Here is a 14,822-nt window from a genome sequence, read left to right as displayed (position 1 = left end):
CCACGACCCCAGGTCTACGGTTACGGGGTCGCCGGTCCCGTCTCCTCGCCCTCACCCTCGCCCTCGCCGATCTTCCGGATCACCCGGGCCGGATTGCCCACCGCGACCACGTTCGCCGGCAGGTCCTTCGTGACCACCGCTCCCGCGCCGACCACCGTGTTCTCCCCGATGCTCACCCCCGGGCAGACGATCACCCCGCCGCCCAGCCACACGTTGTCCCCGATCGTGATCGGCTGCGCGGCCTCCCACTTGGCGCGGCGCGGTTCCGGGTCGATGGGGTGGGTCGGGGTGAGGAGCTGGACGTTCGGGCCCATCTGGACGTCGGCGCCGATCGTGATCCGGGCGACGTCCAGGAACACCGCCCCGAAGTTCACGAACGTACGCGGGCCCACCGTGATCTGGTGGCCGTAGTCCACCCGCAGCGGCGGGCGGATCTCGGCGCCCTCGCCCAGCTCGCCCAGCAGCTCGGCCAGCGCGGCGCGGCGGGCCTCGGGGGCACCGGCCGACGTGGCGTTGAAGCGCTCGTTCAGCAGGGCCGAGCGCAGGGCGTCCGCCGCGATCTCCGGGTCGTCGGCGAGGTAGAGCTCGCCCGCGAGCATGGCCTCGCGCTGGCTGCCCGGCGCCTTCTTCGCTTCGTTCTCGGGGGAGTTGGGGGAGTCGGGGTAGTTGGTGGTGTCCTGGCTGGTCACGAGGTCGTCGTCTCCTTCGTTTCCTTCGTACGGGGTGATCCGTCGGGCGATCCGTCGGGTGGTCCGGGGGGTGATCCGGCGGGTGGTCCGTCCGTTGATCCGTCCCCCTGCAGTCTGCCTGCCGGTCCTCGCCCGCGTCCCGCCCGCAGCCCCGGCGCCAGGGCCACCGTCACCGCCAGCGAGAGCGCCGCGACCGCCGCCATCCCGGTCCCGGGCGAGGTCACCTGAGCGATCGACCCCGCGAGGGCCGCGCCCACGCCCTGCATCGCGAGCATTCCCGAGGAGCTCAGCCCCAGGGCGTGCCCGCTCAGCTCCGCGGGCGTCAGGGCCATCAGCCGTTCCTGGAGCAGCAGGCTCGCGCTGAACCCGACGCTCGCCAGCACCACCGCGACCACCGCCACCGGCACCCCGGGGTCGAGGGCGAACAGCAGGTACGGGGCGGCCAGCAGCAGCCGCAGCGGAGCGCCGAGCCGGGCCCGCCACCGCCCCGGCACGAACCGGCCGACCAGCGTGTCCCCGGCCAGCATCCCCAGGGCCCCGCAGGCGAAGAGGAGCCCCGCGTACCCGGGCGCGTAGGCGATGTACAGGGACTCGCACCCCACCACGAGCCCGTTGGGCACCCACAGGGCGAGGTAGACGGAGCGGCGGGGTGGGGACGACCAGAGGAGCGCGTTGGTCCGCCAGGTCTCCCGGACCGAGGCCCGGCCGGTGGCGCGGGGCGGCAGGGCGGTGAGCCCGAACCGGGCGAGGGCGGCCGCGACGACGTACAGACCTGCCCCCACCAGCAGCGTGCCGCGCGCCGAGAGGGCGGTCACCAGCACCCCGCCCACCGCGAACCCGACGATCTGCATGGTGCCCACCGTCATGTTGAGCACCGACCGGCCGAGCAGGAAGCCCCGCTGCGGAAGGATCTCGTTGAGCAGCCCGTACCGCACCCCGCCGCCCAGCGAGGAGGCCACCCCGAGGGCCAGGAGGAGGGCGAAGGCGGCCCACAGCGGCAGGCCCGGGATCGCCTGGACGCCGGTGCCGAGCGCGAACAGCAGCGCCAGGCCGGTCAGGGTGGCGCGCGGCGGCAGCCGGTCCGCCGCCGACAGCAGGGTGAGCGCCCCGGCGACCTGCGCCAGCGACGGGCCGAACATGGCCAGCGCCGACAGCAGCGGTGAGCCGGTCGCGGTGTACACGAGGGTGCCGAGGGCGAGGCCGGTCGCGGTCTGTGCCGCCACCTGCACGGAGACGGTCGTGAAGAAGGGGAGGAACTCCGGGGTCTGGAAGAGCTCGCGGTAGGTGCGCATCAGCGGAGTGTGCGGGGGCGCTCCCCGGGCTCGTTACTCTTTCGCGGTCAGGCGAAACTCTTTCGCGGTCAGGCGAAGCATCGAGGATCCGGGGGCGGGCCGTGGGCTGGTGGCAGATCAGTACGGACACCCTCGCCACCAGCCGCTTCGTCGTCTCCCCGCTGGCCGAGACCGTCGCGAGCCTGCGCACCCTGGAGCGGGCCGTCGCCGCGCATCCGCGCGAGCGCGCCTGGCTGGAGCGGTGGCTGCCCGCCTACCGGCGCCGGCAGTCGGGGGAGCCGCTCTCCGCCCGGATCGTCCGCGCCGCCTTCACCCCCCGCTGGAGCGCCGACTTCCTCACCCCCGCCCCTGTGCCCCCGCCCCCAGGACAGGAGCCGGACACCTTCGCCCAGGAGCTGGCGCGGGTCCGGGCGACGCCGCCGGAGCGGGCCCGCGCCGATCTCGCCGTGGCAATGCGCCGACCGCTGCCCGCCGCGCTGGACCGGGACGACCTGGCGGAGCGGAGCGCCGATGTCCTGGAGTGGGTGTGGACGCGTGCCGTGGAGCCGGAGTGGCCCGCCCGGCGCAGGGTCCTGGAGGCCGATGTGATCGCCCGGGCCGCCCAGTTGAGCCGGGGCGGCTGGGCGCAGGCGCTCGACGGGATGCGGCCGGGGATGCGGTGGCTGGGGGAGAGCCGGCTCCAGATCAACACGTACGACAACCCGCCGCGCGAACTGGGCGGCGCCCAGCTCGTGTTCACCCCCGTCACCGCCGACGTGGGCTGGGTCTGCTGGGACATCCCGCACCGCTACGGCGTCGTCTACCCGTGCGCGGGCGCGCTCGCCGACACCGGGCGGGCTCCCGTACCGCAGGCACTCGGGGCGCTGATCGGCCCGGCGCGGGCGGGAGTTCTCGTCCTGCTGGCCTCGCCGCTGTCCACGACCCAGCTCACCTCGCTGACCGGGCAGGGGCTGGGGTCCGTCGGCCGCCACCTGCGGGTTCTGCTGGACGCGGGACTGGTGCGCCGCCGCAGGGACGGACGGTCCGTGCTCTATTTCCGTACGGCCGCGGGGGACGGTCTGGTGCGCGCGGCAGGCTGATTCCATACGTGGGCGGGCCGGGCTGGTGCGCGCGGCAGGCTGATTCCGTACCTGGGCGGGACGGGCTGTTGTGCGGCGCGGGCTGAACGCGCCCCGCGCGCGCCCCTGTCCGCACCAGGGAAATCACCGATCCGCGGTGCGGTCCGCATGGATCGCGCGCATGTATGAGTGATGACATCGGTGACTATTGGCGCTGCTCATCGTTATGACAATTTCTCTCTCGCCAGCAACGACCGAGCGGGGGGAATGTCGTGAATCCGGAGTACGCCGCATATTGTCAGGCGGACCGCCGCTTCTACGACGCACCCCACCGTTCCCTCGAATCCCTCGAATCCCTCGAAGAGGGCGCCGAGGACGGCTCGTTCTACGCTCCGGTCCGAGGCGCCGCCCCCCAGGGGTGGACCCGCTCCCGGCGCGGCGACTGGCTCTCCTTCAGCCCGGACGGGCTCCGGGTGCCGGCCCAGGGCTGGAAGATCCACATATCGGCCGCCGCCGACAACGCCGCCTCCGTGCTGGAGCGGGTCGCCGGACACTGTCTGGCCCACCGGCTGCCCTTCAAGTGCGTACCGTCGCCCGGCCTGTTGAACCTGCGGAACTCCAAGTACGCGGACCGGGCCGGAAGCGGCAAGTTCATCACCGTCTACCCGCACTCCGAGGACACGTTCCCCGAGGTGTGCGCCGCGCTGATGAAGCTGCTGGAGGGCGAGCACGGCCCGTACATCCTCAGCGATCTGCGCTGCGGGGACGGTCCGGTGCACACCCGGTACGGGGCGTTCGCCGCCCGCTTCTGCACGGGCCCCGACGGGCGGCCCGTGCCCGCCGTCGCCGACCCGCAGGGCCGCCTGGTCCCCGACGACCGGGGCCCCGCCTTCCGGATACCCGCCTGGGTGACGCCGCCCGACTTCCTGCGCCCGCACCTCGAAGCCCGCGCCGCCGTCGGCCTCGGCGACGTGCCGTACACCGTCGAGAAGGCGCTCCACTTCTCCAACGGCGGCGGGGTCTACCTCGGCCGCGACAGCCGTACCGGCGAGCAGGTCGTCCTCAAGGAGGCCCGCCCGTACGCCGGGCTCGCCGCCGACGGGGCCGACGCCGTCGCCCGGCTTGAGCGGGAGCGGGTCGCGCTGGAACACCTGGCCGGACTGGACTGCGTACCGGCCGTGCACGACGCGTTCGAGGTCGGCGGCCACCACTTCCTGGTCCTCCAGTACCTGCCGGGCATCACGCTCAACACCGTCTTCGCCCGCCGCTTCCCGCTCGCCCGGCAGAACCCGACTCCTGAACTGCTCGCCGAACACGCCGCATGGGCCGAGGAGTTGTACGGGAAGGTCGAGCGTGCCGTCGAGGCCGTCCACGCCCGTGGCATCGTCATCAGCGACCTGCACATGAGCAACGTCATGGTCGACGAGGAGTCCGGCCGGATCGCCCTGCTCGACTTCGAGGCCGCCTCCCCGGCAGCCGACCGCCGCCGCCAGATCGTCGCCAATCCGGCCTTCGTGGCCCCGGCCGACCGGCGCGGCATCGAGATCGACCGGTACGCGCTGGCCTGTCTGCGGCTCGCCCTGTATCTGCCGCTCACCACGCTCTTCGGCATCGACCGCACGAAGGCCGCTGGTCTCGCCCGCGAGATCGCGCACATCTTCCCGGTGGCGGAGGAGAGCCTGCGGCCGGCGGTGGCGGAGATCCAGCGGGGTACGGAACCGGTGTCGGACGCGCAGGCGAGTACGGAGACGCCGGGGACTTCCGGTTCGCTGCCGCCCGCCCCCGGTGACTGGCCGGAGAGCCGCGCCGCGATGGCCCGCGCCATCGCCGCCTCCTGTACGCCCGACCGCGAGGACCGATGTTTCCCGGGCGACATCGCCCAGTTCGCCACAGCGACCGGCGGCCAGTCCTTCGCCTACGGGGCGGCCGGCGTCCTCTACGCCCTGCACGAGACCGGCGCCCCGCGCATCGAGCCGGCCGAGGAATGGCTGCTGAGGCAGGCCAAGGACCCGGCCTCAGGCTCACCCCTCGGCTTCTACGACGGCCTGTCCGGCATCGCCTGGACGCTGCACCGGATCGGTCGCACCGCCGAGGCCGCCGACCTCACCCGGATCGTCTTGGACCAGCCGCTCGAAGGCCTGGCGCCCGGACTGCACAGCGGGTACGCCGGTATCGGCCTCGCCCTCGACGATCTGGCCCGCACCGCCTCCGCCACCGAAGCCCCGGCGCTCGCCGCAGCCGCCGGCCGGGCCACCGCCCTCGCCGTACGCGCCCTGGTCGACGGCCCGCCGTCACCCCGCACCGGCCTCCTGCACGGCGCGACCGGCGTCGCCCTGCTGCTGGTCCGCCGGTACGAGACCACCGGCGACACCGCCCTTCTCGACCTGGCGGCCGCCGCCCTCCGGCGCGACCTGGACCGGTGCCGGGCGGGCGACGACGGCGAACTCCTCGTCGTCGAGGGCAAGCGGCTGATGCCCTACCTCGGAGCGGGCAGCGCCGGCATCGCGGCCGTCATCGACGCCTACCTGGCCCACCGCCCCGACCCGGAGCTGGAGGCCAAGGGCCGCGCCCTGCTCCCGGCCGCGCTCTCCGCCTTCTACATCCAGCCCGGACTGCTGCGCGGCTCGGCCGGACTCCTCATGCACCTGGCGGCCACGCCGCTGTGCGACGAGGAGACCCGGCAGCGGGCGGTCCGCCTCCACACCCGCCTCCTGGCCGGCCACGCACTCGCGTACGAGGGCGGACTCGTCTTCGCCGGTGAGCAGTTGATGCGGATGTCGATGGACCTGGCCACCGGGACCGCCGGCTGCCTGCTCGCCCTGGGCAGCGCGCTGGACACCGCGCCGGGCCCGCCCACCACGCTTCCCTTCCTCGCCGCCGCCGCTCCACGGGCGGCGCACCCCGGCCGCGCCAGCGGCTCCACGGACCGGCTCCTTCAGGAGTCGTAGCACCACCACCGCTCAACACCCAGCCGGAGCAACGGGTTCCGGTTACCGTCCCAGAAAGGAACACCATCATGGCGCTTCTTGACCTTCAGGCGATGGAGACCCCGGCCGAGGAGGCCTTCGGCGAGCTCGCCACGGGCAGCCAGGTCTCGCTGCTGGTCTGTGAGTTCAGCTCCCTCAGCGTGACCCTCTGCACCCCGTGATGCAGCGCCGCCCGGCCCGCCGGTGACCTCACCGGCGGGCCGGGCGGCCCGTCCGCCGGTCCCGCGCGGTTCGTCCGCCCGGGACCGGCGGCGTCCGTACGTACCTACGTCAGTACGTACCTACGTCCGTACGTACGCGATCGACGCGGGTCCGCAACGGGAGACCACGTGCGGACCGACCACCGCGAGCCGGGAAGGAAGACCACGTGCGGCTGAAGCCCCGCCCGCCGACGCCCTCCGGCACCCGGCGGCTCGCCCGCCGCCACCCCGCCGCCCTCCTGGCCCTCTTCCTCTGCTCCACCGGCGGCGCGCTCGCCGCCCTCGCGCTGCCCGCCGCCCTCGGCCACACGGTCGACGGGCTCATCGACGGCGGGCCCGTGCCCTGGTCCGGGCTGCTGCTCTGCGCCGTACTCACCCTCGCCGAGACCGGGTTCGACGCGGGCGCGGCCGTGCTCACGACCAGCACCGGCGCCAAGCTCACCGCCCATCTCCGCACCCGCACCACCGCCCGGGTCCTGGCCTCCGAACCGCGTCGCGCCCTGGCCGTACCGACCGGCGACCTCACCGCCCGGCTCACCGCCCGCACCGCCGACGCGGCGACCGCGCCCACCACCGCCGCCGGGGCCGTCGCGGGTGTCCTGCTGCCGCTCGGCGCGGTCGCCGGCCTCTTCCTCATCGACCCGTGGACAGCCGCCGCCTTCCTCCTCGGCGCGCCCCTCCTCGTCGCCCTCCTGCACACCTTCACCCGCCGCACCGCCGACGCCGGGGCCGACTACCAGCGTGCCCAGTCCGTCATCGCCCACCGCCTCACCGAGGCCCTCGACGGCGCCGAGACCATCCGCGCCGCCCGCACCGGCGCCCGCGAGTACCGCCGCATCCTCGAACCCCTCGGCGCCCTGGCCGACCACGGCCGCCGCACCTGGACCGTGTACGGCCGGGCCGCCGGCCAGAGCGCCCTGCTCCTGCCCCTCCTCATGCTGCTGGTCCTCGCGGTCGGCGGACTCCGCCTCCACGCGGGCGCGATCGGCGTCGGCGACCTCGTCGCCGCCTCCCGGTACGCGGCCCTCGCCGTCGGCATCGGCGCCCTCACCGGAGCCCTCGGCGCCCTCGCCCGCAGCCGCGCCGCCGCCCGCACCCTGGACCCGCTGCTCACCCTGGACCCGCTGCCGCACGAGGGGCTGGGGCCGGTCCCCGGCGGCCCGGGCCACCTCGAACTCCGGGACGTCGGCGTCGTCCAGGACGGAAAGCCGGACGCTGGCCAGGACGGAAAGCCGGACGCTGGCCAGGACGGAGGGCAGGGCGGAAAGCCGGACGCCGGAGGGCAGGACGGCAAGCCGGACGGAAGACAGGACGGAAAACCGCTGCTCACCGGCGTACGCCTGTCCATCCCCGGCGGTACCTCCCTCGCCGTCGTCGGCCGCTCCGGCTCCGGCAAGTCGGTCTTCGCGGCGGTCGTCGGCCGGCTCCTCGACCCGGACACCGGAACCGTGCTCCTGGACGGCGTCCCGCTCACCGCCATGGATCCCGCCCTCCTGCGCCCCGAGATCGCCTACGCCTTCGCCCGCCCCGCCCTGCCCGGCACCACGGTCGAGGACACGATCGCCTTCGGGCCGTGGACCGCGGGCCCCGAGGCGGTACGGGCCGCCGCCCGGGCCGCCCGCGCCGACGGATTCATCGGGCTGCTCCCGTACGGCTACGCCACCCCGCTCACCGACGCCCCGCTCTCCGGCGGTGAACGCCAACGCCTGGGCCTGGCCCGCGCGTTCGCCCACCCCGGCCGTCTGCTGATCCTGGACGACGCCCTCTCCGGCCTCGACACCGTCACCGAGCACCACGTCCGCCGCGCCCTCGACGAGCGGGCCGGGCACTGCACCCGCGTGATCGTGGCCCACCGGCTCTCCTCGGCCGCCCGCGCGGACCGGGTCCTCTGGCTGGAAAACGGCCGCGTCCGGGCGACGGGCCCGCACGAGGAGCTCTGGGCGGACCCGGAGTACCGGGCGGTGTTCCGTACGGAGGAGGCGGAGGCGGAGGCGGAGGCGGAGGCGGTTCCACCGGCCCGTACGGAAGTGGATGCCCGATGAAAGCACCCCGACCGGCACCAGGAACCGCACCCCGACCGGCCCGCCGCCACGGCGCCCTCACCCGCGTCACGCGCGACGCCCGCCCCTTCCTCCGCGCCCGCACCGCGGTGGTCCTGCGGCTGGCCGGCTGGTCCCTGCTGGAGTTCGTCCAGACCTTCCTGGGCGGATTCGGCGTCGCCAGGGCGCTGGACCACGGCTTCCTCGCCGGACGCCCGCTCACCGGCCTCCTCTGGCTGGCCGTCGCCGCCGTCGCCGTGCTTCCCGCCCAGCTCGCCACCCGCGGGGTCTTCGGACGCCTGGCGGACCTGGTGGAGCCGCTGCGCGACGGGCTCGTGCGGCGTGCGGTCTCCCGGGCGCTGTCCGGCGCCCTCGCGCACCCCGCCGGCACCACCGCCCGCTCCCTCTCCCAGGTCACCCATCAGAGTGAGATCGCCCGGGACGGCTGGGCCGGACTCGTCCTGACGCTGCGGTCGTTCGTGTTCACGGTGGCCGGGGCGGTGGCGGGCCTGCTGGCCCTGGAGCCGAGGCTCCTGCTGATCGCGCTGCCGCCGCTGATCCTGGGCGCCGCCCTCTTCCTCGCCACCCTGCTGCCGATGGCCGCCCGCCAGCGCGACTACCTCAGCGCCGACGAGGCGTACGCCGCCCACGCGGGCCGCACCGCCGCCGACCTGCGGGACATCGCCGCCGCCGGGGCCGCCGACCGTACGGTGGCGGAGTCCGAGGCCCTGGCCGACGACCAGGTCCGCGCGGCCCGTTCGCTGGCCCGCTGGTCCGGCGTACGGGTGGTGGCCCTGGCGGTCTGCGGTCGCTTCCCGCCCCTGCTGCTGCTCCTCGGCGCCCCCTGGCTGCTCCGCAACGGCCTCACACCCGGCGCCCTGGTGGGCGCGCTGACGTACCTCACCCAGGCCCTGGCACCGGCGGTCCAGGCACTGATGACCATGCTCTCCACGGTCGGCGGCCGCCTGCTGGTGGTCCTGGACCGCTTCACGGACGCGCCGCCGCCACCCGCTGAGGACAAGGACGGCGATCGGCAGCCACCCGCCCGGGCCAGCGCCCCCGTGGCCGAACTCCGCGCCGTCACCTTCGCGTACGGGCCCGCCGCGCACCCCGTCCTGGACCGGCTCTCCCTCTCCGTCGCCCCCGGCGAGCACCTGGCCGTCGTCGGGCCGAGCGGCAGCGGCAAATCGACGCTCGCCGCCGTCCTCGCCGGGGTGGAGGCGCCCACGGCAGGCGCTGTGCTGTGGCACGGGCGGCCGGTGCGGGGGGCCGATGCCACCTCCGTACGCGTCCTGCTGCCCCAGCACGCCTACGTGTTCACCGGCTCGCTGCGCGACAACCTCCGCTATCTCCGCCCGGGCGCGAGTGACCGTTCCATCGCCGCCATGGTCGACGCGCTCGGCCTGGACCCCCTGCTCTCCCGGCTCGGATCGCTCGACGCGGACCTGGAACCGGACCGGCTCTCCCAGGGCGAACGCCAGCTCGTCGCCCTCGGCCGCGCCTACCTGGCGGCCCCGCCGCTCATCGTCCTCGACGAGGCGACCAGCCGCCTCGATCCGGCCGCCGAGACCCGCGCCGAGTACGCCTTCGCCGCGCTGCCGGGTGCCCTGGTGGTCGTCGCCCACCGCCTCAGCTCGGCCCGCCGCGCCGACCGGATCCTGGTGATGGACGGCCCCCGCACCCGCTGCGGCACCTCCACCGAACTGCTGCGCACCTCGGCCCTCTACCGGGACCTGGCAGGGCTCTGGGAACCGGACGAGGAGCCCCGCCGCAAGAACGGACAACCGGACGAGGAGCCCGGCAGCAAGACCGGGGAGCCCGACGCCGAGCCCGGCAGCAAGAACGGCGAACCGGACAGCCGGTCCCGCAGGGGCGGGGTCATATCCACCCTGCCTCCTTCGCCCGTCTGATCGCGTCGACCCGATTGCGCGCCCCGGACTTCCGAATGGCGGCGGCGAGGTAATTGCGCACCGTCCCCGGCGTCAGATGCAGTCGCTGCGCGATTCCGGAGACGGTTTCCCCGCCCTCGGCAAGGGCGAGCACACCCAATTCCCGGGGAGATAAGGGCATGTCGGCCACCTGCAACAGGCTGAAGGCAAGCGACTCGTCGATATGCCGCCCGCCGTCGGCCAGTTTGTGCATGACTTCGGAGAGGTCGTCCACCGGCCGGTACTTGTCGATATAGCCGCGGGCGCCCGCCTCGTAGGCCCGGCGCAGCCCCCGCGGTCGGTCGCTGCGGGTGAGAACCGCCAGCGGACAGCCCCTGCCGTGCGGCTCGGCCAGCGATCTCACCTCCTCCAGGACGTCCAGCGCGTCCGGACAGTCGAGGTCGGTGAGCAGCACGTCCGGTACCGGTACCGGTCTCGCTTCCGGTCCCGCTTCCGGTCCGATGCCGGCGAGCGCCGAGCGTATCGTGCCCCGGTCGGCGGTCGTCACGTCTATTCCCTGCCCCGCACCGAGCAGGGAGGCCAGCGAAGCGCGCCACAGCGGCACGGTGTGGACCAGCAGAACGGTTGTCATCAGGCTGCCCTCGGCATTTCTCTCCGGGCGCGCGCACTACAGGCGTATCGCAGAATGCGATGGTGTGTGCGCGTCGGGTGACGAGTCTCCAGTGGAGCGCATGAGCATTCGGCTACGCCGACGAATTGGCGGATTCCTGTGCCTGATGGGCGCGGATGGGGGCGTTCGGATGTACAGCGGGAGCGCACGGCGTGGCGGACTGGCCGGAACCGGCTCCACGGAACGCGGCCAGGGCGGGGAGGGAGGTGTATTTCCAGCCAAAATCCTTCTACTTCCGGCCGAGTTCAGCAAGGCCCGGCCGCTGCGGCCTCAGTTCAGCAGCGCCCGCCCCGGACCGCCTCAGCCTCAGTTCAGCAGGGCCCGGGCCGCCTGGGCCCTGTGCCGGATCGCCTCGGCCGTGGTCGGCTCGATGGCGTCGAGCACCTCCGCGTACTCCTCCATCTCCGCCGCCCCGCGCTGGAACTCCCCGCGCTGGACCAGGAGCTGGGCCCGCTCGTAGCGCAGCCGCGCCGGGTGCGCGGGCAGCAGCAGCGAGAGCTCCACCGCCCAGAGGGCCACATCCGTGCGCTCGGGGCGGGCGGCGGCCCAGGCTCTGATGTTGTTCAGGATCCGCAGCACGATCTCCAGCGGCCGCGCGGGCGTCAGCATGGACGGCTCCAGCGGCGCCCCGGTCGCCGCGGTGACCAGAAGGTCCGCGTCCTGGCCGGTCAGCGGCGCGCCCCCGGTGAACGGATCGACGAGCACCGGCTGTGCCGGGTCCCCGAAGCCGACCACGAAGTGGCCGGGCAGCGCCACCCCGAACACCGGGGCGCCGGCCCGCCGGGCCACCTCGATCCAGACCACCGAGAGCAGGATCGGCAGCCCCCGGCGGCGCCGCAGCACCTGCTGGAGGAGCGAGGAATCCAGCCGCTGGTAGTCCGCCGAGGACCCGCAGAACTCGTGCTGCTCGCCGAGCAGTCCGGCCAGCGCCGAGGCCCAGGCGACGGGGGAGCGGGCGCCGTAGGGCAACAGCCCGGCCAGCCGGTCCAGTTCGATCTGCGCCGCGTCGATCCCGTACGGGTCGGGGGAGGTCTCCGCCGGATCGACCGGGCGCGGTTCCTCGGGGCCGACCGGGCCCGCCTCCGCGCCCACCAGCAGACAGAGCAGCGCCAGATCCGGCCGCTCGGACCGGGCCTCGTCGGCGAACTGCCGCCGGCGGTCGGCCGTACCGGAATCCTGCGTGCTCATATGCGATCCATGCCCCTGCTCGTACCTGCTGCTGGCTGCCCCCGCCCTGCCAGGCGGTCCGGACTCCGCTACGCCGGCCGGAAGTGGTGGTAGCGGTGGTGCGCCGCGAACCCCATGCCGTCGTACAGCGCCCGCGCCCCTGCATTGTCCTCCTCCACCTGGAGCCAGGCCGCCGAAGCACCCTCCTCCAGGGCCTGCCGGGCCAGGGCCGCCATCACCGAGGTGGCCAGCCCGCGCCGCCGGTGCTCGGGGCCGACCTCCACGGCCATGAACCCGGCCCACCGCCCGTCCACGACACACCGGCCGATCGCCGCGGGCGCCTCGCCACCGCTCTCCCCGCCCGTCTCCCCAACGCTCTCCCCGCCGCTCTCTCCGTCGCCCGCGCCCGCCACCGTGGCGAACCAGACCGACGGGCCGCCGCCCAGCACCCGCAGCACATGCGGGCCGGGGGTGGAGAAGCGCTGGTAGCGCGAGAGCCACGCCGCGTCCGGCTCCCGGCTCAGCCGCACCGCCGACACCTCCGCGTCCAGGTCACCGACCGGCGCCAGCGCGGCGATCCGCACCTCGGCGGTGACCTCGCTCCGCCAGCCGTGCCGCTCCAGCTCCGCGCAGAGCGCCTCCTGCGCCCCCTCGGCACCGGTCGCCGTCTGGATGTACGGGGGCAGGCCCCGCTCCTCGTACCACCGCTCGACCCGCCCGAACGCCTCGCCGAGCGGCAGACCCGGATCGCCGAGCGGCAGCGCGGAGTTGGCACGCCGGGTGAACCCCCCGGCGGCGCGCAGCCGCCACTCGCCCAGGGCCTCGCTCTCCACCGGCGGCCAGGCGCGTGCGGTGACGGCTGCCAGCTCGGCGAAGGAGGCCGCCGGGCCCCTCCGGCGGGCCGGGGCGGCGGGGATGACCTTGCCCGCCACCAGGGAGGATTCCATGATGTGGACGGACTCCCCGCTCTTTGGTGTGATCGCGACCACACCGCCGTCCCATGATGTGAGAACGCCGACCGTGTCAGTGAACCCCACGCCCGCGTCGCCCCCCTCGGAGCGCCGCCGTACGGATACGCGTTTGCCCACGTCAGCCGGTGTGATCCGGACTTCCAGCCGTCCGCCCATGGTGAATTCCACAGCTCAGTCCGCCCCTCCTGTTCGGTTCGTGCCCGAGAACGGAGATACTAGGGGCGGGCATCGACGACGCCGCGCTCCCGCGCGAGAGCCAACGCCCTACCGAGGAGGAACGACAGCGTGACCTACGTCATCGCGCAGCCTTGTGTCGACGTGAAGGACAAGGCCTGCATCGAAGAGTGCCCCGTCGACTGCATCTACGAGGGCCAGCGGTCCTTGTACATCCACCCGGACGAGTGCGTCGACTGCGGAGCCTGTGAGCCGGTCTGCCCGGTCGAGGCCATCTTCTACGAGGACGACACTCCGGAGGAGTGGAAGGACTACTACAAGGCGAACGTCGAGTTCTTCGACGACCTCGGCTCCCCGGGTGGTGCTTCCAAGCTCGGTCTCATCGAGCGCGACCACGCGTTCGTCGCCGGACTGCCGCCGCAGAACCAGTAGGCGGCAGCGGCACCCTGTGCGCAGCCCGGTCCCGTACGGCTTGTCACCGTGCGGGACCGAGGCGTTTCCTGTACGGCCGGGAACGGCCTGAGCAACCCGAGAAAGCAGAGCCCCGTGTCCGCAGTCTCCTCCCGCCTCCCGGTCTTCCCCTGGGACAGGCTCACGCCGTACAAGACCACGGCCCAGGCCCACCCGGACGGCATCGTGGACCTCTCCGTCGGTACGCCGGTCGACCCGGTGCCCGAGGTGATCCGGCGGGCGCTCGTCGCCGCCGCCGACAGCCCCGGCTATCCGACGGTGTGGGGCACCGAGGCCCTGCGCGACGCGCTCACCGGCTGGGTGGAGGGCCGCCTCGGCGCGGTCGGGGTGACCCACGCCAACGTCCTGCCGGTCGTCGGCTCCAAGGAGCTGGTGGCCTGGCTGCCGACGCAGCTCGGGCTCGGCGCGGGCGACAAGGTCGCCTACCCGCGGCTCGCCTACCCGACGTACGAGGTCGGCGCCCGGCTCTGCGGCGCGGAGCCCGTCGTCTACGACGACCCGACCGAGCTGGACCCGGCCGGGCTGAAGCTGCTCTGGCTCAACTCCCCCTCCAACCCGACCGGGAAGGTGCTGGCGAAGGACGAGCTGGTCCGGATCGTCGCCTGGGCCCGCGAGCACGGAGTGCTGGTCTTCAGCGACGAGTGCTATCTGGAGCTGGGCTGGGACGCCGAGCCGGTCTCGGTGCTCCACCCGGAGGTCTGCGGCGGCCACTACGACGGCATCGTGGCCGTCCACTCGCTCTCCAAGCGCTCCAACCTGGCCGGCTACCGCGCCGCCTTCATCGCGGGCGACGCGGCCGTCCTCGGTGAGCTGCTGCTGATCCGCAAGCACGGCGGGATGATGACGGCCGCGCCCGTCCAGGCCGCCACCGTCGCCGCCCTCGGCGACGACGTGCACGTGGCCGAGCAGCGCGCCCGGTACGCGGACCGCCGCCTGGCCCTGCGCGCGGCCCTGGAGGCGCACGGCTTCCGGATCGAGCACAGCGAGGCGAGCCTCTACCTCTGGGCGACCCGCGACGAGCCCTGCTGGGAGACCGTGGCGTACCTCGCCGGGCTGGGCATCCTGGTGGCGCCCGGCGACTTCTACGGCCCGGCGGGCGAGCGCTTCGTCCGCGTGGCGTTCACCGCGACCGACGAGCGGGTGGCGGCGGCGGTCAAGCGCCTGTCCTGACGTACGCGTACGAGAGGGGCCCGGGGAGTGCGCACTCCCCGGGCC

The 14,822-nt window shown here is 74.1% G+C and carries 12 protein-coding genes; 7 read left to right on the top strand and 5 right to left on the bottom strand.

The features are described from left to right. Positions 1–20: 20 nt before the first annotated feature. Entirely contained in the window at positions 21–599 is a 579-nt protein-coding gene (locus ACFWRT_RS06410) for a sugar O-acetyltransferase (protein WP_380953087.1), read from the bottom strand. Between the two features lie 86 nt (positions 600–685). Beyond that, positions 686–1,981 (bottom strand): MFS transporter, encoded by a 1,296-nt coding sequence (locus tag ACFWRT_RS06405; RefSeq protein ID WP_380953022.1) that lies wholly within the window; start codon positions 1,979–1,981, stop codon positions 686–688. Positions 1,982–2,082: 101 nt separating this feature from the next. Between ACFWRT_RS06405 and ACFWRT_RS06400 the strand changes: the two genes are divergently transcribed. The 5 genes from ACFWRT_RS06400 to ACFWRT_RS06380 all read left to right on the top strand — a co-directional run bounded on the left by ACFWRT_RS06400 (position 2,083) and on the right by ACFWRT_RS06380 (position 10,175). Continuing rightward, entirely contained in the window at positions 2,083–3,060 is a 978-nt protein-coding gene (locus tag ACFWRT_RS06400) for an ArsR/SmtB family transcription factor (protein WP_380953021.1), read from the top strand. Between the two features lie 251 nt (positions 3,061–3,311). Beyond that, positions 3,312–5,987 (top strand): class III lanthionine synthetase LanKC, encoded by a 2,676-nt coding sequence (gene lanKC / locus ACFWRT_RS06395; protein WP_380953020.1) that lies wholly within the window; start codon positions 3,312–3,314, stop codon positions 5,985–5,987. Positions 5,988–6,055: 68 nt separating this feature from the next. After that, positions 6,056–6,187, top strand: a complete 132-nt coding sequence (locus ACFWRT_RS06390; RefSeq protein ID WP_327220400.1) for a SapB/AmfS family lanthipeptide — start codon at positions 6,056–6,058, stop codon at positions 6,185–6,187. Between the two features lie 206 nt (positions 6,188–6,393). After that, positions 6,394–8,268, top strand: a complete 1,875-nt coding sequence (locus ACFWRT_RS06385; RefSeq protein WP_380956042.1) for an ATP-binding cassette domain-containing protein — start codon at positions 6,394–6,396, stop codon at positions 8,266–8,268. After that, complete coding sequence (locus ACFWRT_RS06380) at positions 8,265–10,175, top strand: ATP-binding cassette domain-containing protein (RefSeq protein WP_380956043.1); 1,911 nt, start codon at positions 8,265–8,267, stop codon at positions 10,173–10,175. Before ACFWRT_RS06385 ends, ACFWRT_RS06380 begins: the two co-directional genes overlap by 4 nt. On the opposite strand, the gene ACFWRT_RS06375 is transcribed toward ACFWRT_RS06380, so the two are convergent. From ACFWRT_RS06375 to ACFWRT_RS06365, 3 genes are all read right to left on the bottom strand, one after another. After that, positions 10,144–10,785 carry a response regulator transcription factor gene (locus tag ACFWRT_RS06375; protein WP_380956045.1) on the bottom strand — a complete coding sequence of 214 codons (642 nt, stop codon included), beginning with the start codon at positions 10,783–10,785 and terminating at the stop codon, positions 10,144–10,146. The genes ACFWRT_RS06380 and ACFWRT_RS06375 overlap by 32 nt on opposite strands. 345 nt (positions 10,786–11,130) lie before the next feature. Beyond that, positions 11,131–12,012: a transglutaminase family protein gene (locus tag ACFWRT_RS06370; RefSeq protein ID WP_380956046.1), complete on the bottom strand. Its 882-nt coding sequence runs from the start codon at positions 12,010–12,012 to the stop codon at positions 11,131–11,133. A 68-nt stretch (positions 12,013–12,080) separates the two neighbouring features. Next, on the bottom strand, positions 12,081–13,130 hold the full coding sequence (locus ACFWRT_RS06365) for a GNAT family N-acetyltransferase (RefSeq protein ID WP_380956047.1): 1,050 nt from the start codon (positions 13,128–13,130) through the stop codon (positions 12,081–12,083). Between the two features lie 117 nt (positions 13,131–13,247). Here ACFWRT_RS06365 and fdxA point away from each other — a divergent pair, with 117 nt between their 5' ends. Together fdxA and dapC are read left to right on the top strand one after the other, a co-directional pair. Next, entirely contained in the window at positions 13,248–13,568 is a 321-nt protein-coding gene (fdxA, locus tag ACFWRT_RS06360) for a ferredoxin (protein ID WP_003966501.1), read from the top strand. Between the two features lie 114 nt (positions 13,569–13,682). Next, positions 13,683–14,777: a succinyldiaminopimelate transaminase gene (gene dapC / locus ACFWRT_RS06355; protein ID WP_380956049.1), complete on the top strand. Its 1,095-nt coding sequence runs from the start codon at positions 13,683–13,685 to the stop codon at positions 14,775–14,777. The last annotated feature ends 45 nt before the right edge of the window (positions 14,778–14,822 follow it).

Origin of the sequence: Streptomyces cyaneofuscatus (assembly GCF_042718795.1) — a bacterium.
GTDB classification, from domain to species: domain Bacteria; phylum Actinomycetota; class Actinomycetes; order Streptomycetales; family Streptomycetaceae; genus Streptomyces; species Streptomyces cyaneofuscatus_A.
This window is presented reverse-complemented; position numbering and strand designations above follow the sequence as displayed.

Excerpts from the sequence above, each read along its gene's own strand:
- ACFWRT_RS06410 (WP_380953087.1), bottom strand. The coding sequence starts at position 599 with ATGCTCGCGGGCGAGCTCTACCTCGCCGACGACCCGGAGATCGCGGCG.
- ACFWRT_RS06405 (WP_380953022.1), bottom strand. The coding sequence starts at position 1,981 with ATGCGCACCTACCGCGAGCTCTTCCAGACCCCGGAGTTCCTCCCCTTC.
- ACFWRT_RS06390 (WP_327220400.1), top strand. The coding sequence starts at position 6,056 with ATGGCGCTTCTTGACCTTCAGGCGATGGAGACCCCGGCCGAGGAGGCC.
- ACFWRT_RS06380 (WP_380956043.1), top strand. The coding sequence starts at position 8,265 with ATGAAAGCACCCCGACCGGCACCAGGAACCGCACCCCGACCGGCCCGC.
- ACFWRT_RS06375 (WP_380956045.1), bottom strand. The coding sequence starts at position 10,785 with ATGACAACCGTTCTGCTGGTCCACACCGTGCCGCTGTGGCGCGCTTCG.
- ACFWRT_RS06370 (WP_380956046.1), bottom strand. The coding sequence starts at position 12,012 with ATGAGCACGCAGGATTCCGGTACGGCCGACCGCCGGCGGCAGTTCGCC.